Here is a 5,362-nt window from a genome sequence, read left to right as displayed (position 1 = left end):
ATGAGGCAGGTTACCCACGCGTTACTCACCCGTCCGCCGCTCTTCTCCGAAGAGAATCGCTCGACTTGCATGTGTTAGGCACGCCGCCAGCGTTCATCCTGAGCCAGGATCAAACTCTCATAAAAAAGTTGTCCATTGCTCAGACTAATCATTATCTGAATATCTGGCTTGGTTTGTTGTTTCAGTTTAATTCTTAAAGAATTAATTTATTGTTAACCTACTGTTTAATTTTCAAAGTTCTTTTATTTTTAAAAGCTTCTTAATTTTATCAAAGCTTTTTTCCTTTGTCAACATCTTTTTGATTTTTTGTTAACTCGTTATCTTTTTCACATTTATTACATTATCATCTAAAGACTTACTTTGTCAACAACTTTTTCAAAAGTTTTGTTGCTGTTTTGCCCTTGTCTCAAGGACAAGTATTACTATACCAGGTTTATTTTTTATCGTCAACACCTTTTTTCAAATATTTTTTCATTAATTTTTCTATATATTTTTATCCACATTTCCACATTTTTATGTATGTTATAATTCCAAACTTTAAATGAATTCCATTATATTTTATCCACAAACATATCATATTTATTCACATATTTTTTTATTTTATTTTTATTCATATATTAGAAAAATAAAACAGAGGAAGACAATAAATAATATCATCTTCCTTAAAAATCATCTTACCATATTCAATTTTTTATCCATATATTCGTATTTCAATATTATTTCTTCTTTTTCTAAACTTTTTTTAACATCTATTATTCTTTGATTTGATGATCCCCTAAATTTTAAGTCTATATTCTTTTTTTCATATACAAATTTTCCATCTACTAATACATCTATATATTGTAATAAATCTTTGTTGTACATATATAGAGGATTTTCTTTGTTTATTAAGTATTCAAATTTAAATCCAGTATAACACCAAACATCTAAGTTTGCTAACTGTGCTGATTTCGCAATTAACGATAATGCTTTTGGTTGTAAAAAAGGTTCCCCTCCTGATAGAGTTATACCTCTATGTAGTTTTAGCTTTTTCACTTCTTCTATGATACAGTCCGTATCAACAATAACTCCACCATCTAACTTATGAGTTTGAGGATTGTGACATTTATAACAATGATGTATACATCCTTGAGTCCAAATAACCATTCTAAGTCCAGGTCCATCTACAATACTATCATATGTTAATTCCGAGGCTAATCGTAATTTCATCTAACCACTACCTTTAATATTTTTATTTATGTTTCACTCTATCTCTGACTTCCGCTTTCTTTGCATCATTAAATCGGTCTACAGTTCCTACTAAATACCCAGTTATTCTTCTTATTCTTTCAAATTTTACATCACTATCATTTTCATTTCTACCACACTTTGGACATATATGCCCCTCTATAACTCCTGAATAACCACATATAGGGTCTCTATCTACAGGGTGATTTATGCTACCATATCCTATTCCAGATTCTTTCATGGCTTTTATTATTGTTTCAAAGGCCTCTAAATTATTCGATGTATCTCCATCTAACTCTACGTATGTAATATGCCCTCCATTTGTTAATGCATGATAAGGCGCTTCTTTTTTTATCTTATCATATGCACTTATCTTGTAATATACAGGTATATGAAATGAATTCGTATAATATTCTTTGTCTGTTATGCCTTTTAATTCTCCATAAATTCCTTTGTCTATGGATGTAAATCTACCAGATAATCCTTCTGCTGGTGTCGCTATTAAAGAAAAATTCAATTTATATTTATCAGTAGCCTCATCCATTCTTTTTCGCATATGTGATATAATTTTTAGTCCTAGTTCTTGTGACTCTTCACTTTCTCCATGGTGTTTTCCTGTTAAAGCTATTAAACACTCTGCTAAACCAATAAATCCAAGTGTTAGGGTTCCTTGCTTAATCACTTCTTCTAGTCTATCTTCATAGCTTAACTTATCTGAATCTCTCCATATACCTTGACCCATTAAAAACGGGAAATTTTTGACTTTTTTATTTCCTTGTATCACCATTCGTTCTAGTAGTTGATCTATTACTAACTCTATTTTATCATCTAAATCTTTAAAGAAACCATCTAAATCAATTTTATCATTTTTCACTATTCCATGCTCTATACCAAGTCTAGGCAAGTTTATAGTTGTAAAAGATAAATTTCCTCTACCACTCACTTCATTTTTTCCACATATATTACTCATTACCCTCGTTCTACATCCCATATAGGTTGCTTCTGTTTCTGGATTATTAGGTTCATAGTATTCTATATTAAAAGGAGCATCTAAAAAACTAAAGTTAGGAAATAATCTTTTTGCAGATACTCTACATGATAATTTAAATAAATCATAGTTAGGATCTTCTTCATTTAAATTAACGCCTTCTTTTACCTTAAATATAAGTATAGGGAATATGGCTGTTTCTCCATTACCTAAACCTTTCTCCATTGATAATAGTAAATTCTTACTTACCATTCTACCTTCTAAAGATGTATCTGTACCAAAGTTTATACTTGAAAATGGTACTTGTGCTCCAGCTCTAGAATGCATTGTATTTAAATTATGTATAAGACCCTCCATAGATTGGTATGTTTGTTTATCTGTTTCTTTATATGCTTCTTTATATGCAAATTCTTGTATTCTACTTGCCATTTCCATATCAATATTAAACTGCTTAATTAGTTTTTTTCTCTCTAAAGCTTTATATTCATCATCTTGTTTCAATCCTACTTTTAATCCTATTTCATTTTCTGTAGAGTATACTATATCTTTTACTTTTTCTATATCATTTTTACTTGCTAATAGTTCAATCCCTTTTAATAAATTATCTATATATAATTTTCTAAAAGTTTTATATACACCTTTAGCCATATCATAATCAAAGAAAGGTATGCTTTGTCCACCATGTTGATCATTTTGATTACTCTGAATGGCAATAGCCGCCAAAGCACCATAACTCATAATACTATTTGGTTCTCTTAAAAAACCATGACCTGTTGAAAATCCTTTTTCAAAAAGTTTATCTAGCTTAATTTGACAACATGTTAATGTTCCCATATTAAGAAAATCCATATCATGTATATGTATATCTCCACTATCGTGAGCATTAACATGTTCAGGTTTTAATACAAAAGTTTTACAAAATTCCTTAGAAACTGTACTTCCATACTGCAACATAGTTCCCATAGCAGTATTTCCATCAATATTAGCATTTTCTCTTTTTATATTAGCATCACTAGCATCTTCAAATGTTATTTCACTTATAGATTTCATAAGTCTTGTACGTGAATTTCTTATTCTACTTCTTTCATTTCTATATGTAATGTATTTTTCACTAGTTCTAGCATGACCATCCTCTATCAAGACTTTTACTACTATGTTTTGTATATCTTCGACTCCAGGAACTGTATCCCTAAATTTGGAGCTCAATATCTTTATTACATTTTGAGTCAATTCTTCAGATGTTTCATAACTAGGCGCTACACCTTCCTCTTTTGCGACTTCACTTGCCGCCTTAAATATAGCTCTTGTTATTCTATCTTCATTAAGTTTGACTATTCTTCCGTCTCTTTTTCTAATATATTCTAACAATAAAAACCCCTCCTAATTACTATATATTGTATGACTTTTATAGTTTAACCACTATATATGGTATATATCCCTTATTTATAATAGAATAACATTTATTAAAATACTTTGTCTATAAAGTACTTAAAACCTTTTTTGTCAAGAAAAGTTATTATTTTTCATGAAATTTTTTCCATTTTATTGTATTATAAATAATATACTTATTTAAGGGGGTAAAAAATGCTATCTAATCGACTTAATATTATCTCACCTTCTTGCACTATAGGAATTAGTTCAAAGGTAAAAAATATGAGAGAATCAGGTATGGATGTTATTAGTTTAAGTATAGGTGAACCAGATTTCAATGTGCCTGAAAAGGCTATTGAGTATGGAATAAAATCTCTAAATGAAAATTGTACAAAGTATGATTTAGTTCCTGGTGTAACTATACTTAGAGAGGAAATATGTAAAAAATTATTGGAAGAAAATAATTGCTATTACTCTATAGATGAAATAGTTTTATCTAGTGGTGCCAAAAATGCTATAACAAATGCTTTATTGGTAGTTACAGATCCTGGAGACGAAGTTTTGATACCGAAACCGTACTGGGTGAGTTACTTTGAAATGACTAAGCTTGTTAATGCAGTTCCTGTTCCAATTGAAACAAGTAAAACAAATGACTTTAAATTAACAGCAGACTTATTAAAGAAATATATAACTGATAAAACTAAAATGCTTTTATTAAATAATCCATCTAATCCAACTGGAAGTGTTTATACAAAAGAAGAACTATTAGAAATAGTAAATATATGTTTAGAAAAAAATATCTATATATTATCTGATGAAATTTATGAAAGAATTTGTTACAATAATGAATTTGTATCTATAGCCTCCTTAGGAGAAGAAGTAAAGAATATCACCATTACTGTTAATGGATTTGCAAAATCAGCAGCAATGACTGGACTTAGATTAGGGTACACTGCTTCAAATAAGAAAATCGCAAAAGGAATTAGTGCAATACAAGGGCATTTAATTTCACACCCGTCCTTAACTTCACAATATATAGGATATGGCGCATTAAAATATTGTAAAGATGATATAGACAATATGGTGAAAATATATAAGTCTAGAAGAGATTTAATTACTTCTAAGTTAAATACTATAAAATATATAGATTATATTTATCCAAATGGCGCATTTTATGTATTTATAGATTTATCACAAGTTGCTGAAAAGTATAAATATAATAAAAGTTTCTCTGTTGAATTTTGTGATGAATTTTTATCTAAATATAATGTAGCTATAGTTCCTGGACAAGCTTTTGGAATAGATGAATATGTACGTATATCTTATGCTTGTTCAGAAAAAGAATTTTTAGAAGGATTAAATAGATTGGAACGTTTTATTTTAGAAATAATGGAATAAAACACATATAATACACGAAAAAGCCATGTAAATTATTTTTTTATTTACATGGCTTCTTTAGTTGGGTTTTTACATGGCTTTTATTTTATATAAAAAAAATTACGTGGCTACGTGCTACTCTCCCAGGGGGTCGCCCCCCAAGTACCATTGCCGCTCAAGAGCTTAACTTCTGTGTTCGGAATGGGAACAGGTGTATCCTCTTTGCTATAATAACCACATAATCTTTCGATTAAAGTATTAACTTTTGTTAGTACTTTCAAAACTGCTAACATTTAATGTTTTCCATTATTTATTTTTAGCAACTGAAATCTTCCTTATAAACATATAATTAAAGATTTAGTTGGCGATATAAACCTTTAGGTTTATTTTGGTCAAGTC

3 protein-coding genes and 2 rRNA genes are annotated in these 5,362 nt (G+C 29.2%); 1 reads left to right on the top strand and 4 read right to left on the bottom strand.

Going from position 1 to position 5,362, the window contains the following annotated elements:
- From QX51_RS11765 to QX51_RS11755, 3 genes are all read right to left on the bottom strand, one after another.
- Positions 1 to 125 (bottom strand): 16S ribosomal RNA (locus tag QX51_RS11765); the annotation flags it as partial.
- Between the two features lie 544 nt (positions 126 to 669).
- Positions 670 to 1,209, bottom strand: coding sequence for an anaerobic ribonucleoside-triphosphate reductase activating protein (gene nrdG, locus QX51_RS11760; protein WP_039680108.1), 540 nt, complete (start codon positions 1,207 to 1,209; stop codon positions 670 to 672).
- Between the two features lie 22 nt (positions 1,210 to 1,231).
- Entirely contained in the window at positions 1,232 to 3,583 is a 2,352-nt protein-coding gene (locus QX51_RS11755; RefSeq protein WP_039680107.1) for an anaerobic ribonucleoside triphosphate reductase, read from the bottom strand.
- Positions 3,584 to 3,799: 216 nt separating this feature from the next.
- Here QX51_RS11755 and QX51_RS11750 point away from each other — a divergent pair, with 216 nt between their 5' ends.
- Positions 3,800 to 4,984: a pyridoxal phosphate-dependent aminotransferase gene (locus tag QX51_RS11750; RefSeq protein WP_039680106.1), complete on the top strand. Its 1,185-nt coding sequence runs from the start codon at positions 3,800 to 3,802 to the stop codon at positions 4,982 to 4,984.
- A 101-nt stretch (positions 4,985 to 5,085) separates the two neighbouring features.
- Here QX51_RS11750 and rrf read toward each other — a convergent pair.
- A 5S ribosomal RNA gene (rrf, locus tag QX51_RS11745) occupies positions 5,086 to 5,202 on the bottom strand.
- Positions 5,203 to 5,362: the final 160 nt, after the last annotated feature.

Origin of the sequence: Terrisporobacter othiniensis (assembly GCF_000808015.1) — a bacterium.
Taxonomy (GTDB): domain Bacteria; phylum Bacillota; class Clostridia; order Peptostreptococcales; family Peptostreptococcaceae; genus Terrisporobacter; species Terrisporobacter muris.
The sequence above is the reverse complement of the archived record's forward strand: the minus strand, read 5'-3'. Positions and strand labels throughout refer to the sequence as shown.

What these genes read in the sequence shown, in the direction of transcription:
- nrdG (WP_039680108.1), bottom strand. Translation starts at nt 1,209, where the DNA reads ATGAAATTACGATTAGCCTCGGAATTAACATATGATAGTATTGTAGAT.
- QX51_RS11750 (WP_039680106.1), top strand. Translation starts at nt 3,800, where the DNA reads ATGCTATCTAATCGACTTAATATTATCTCACCTTCTTGCACTATAGGA.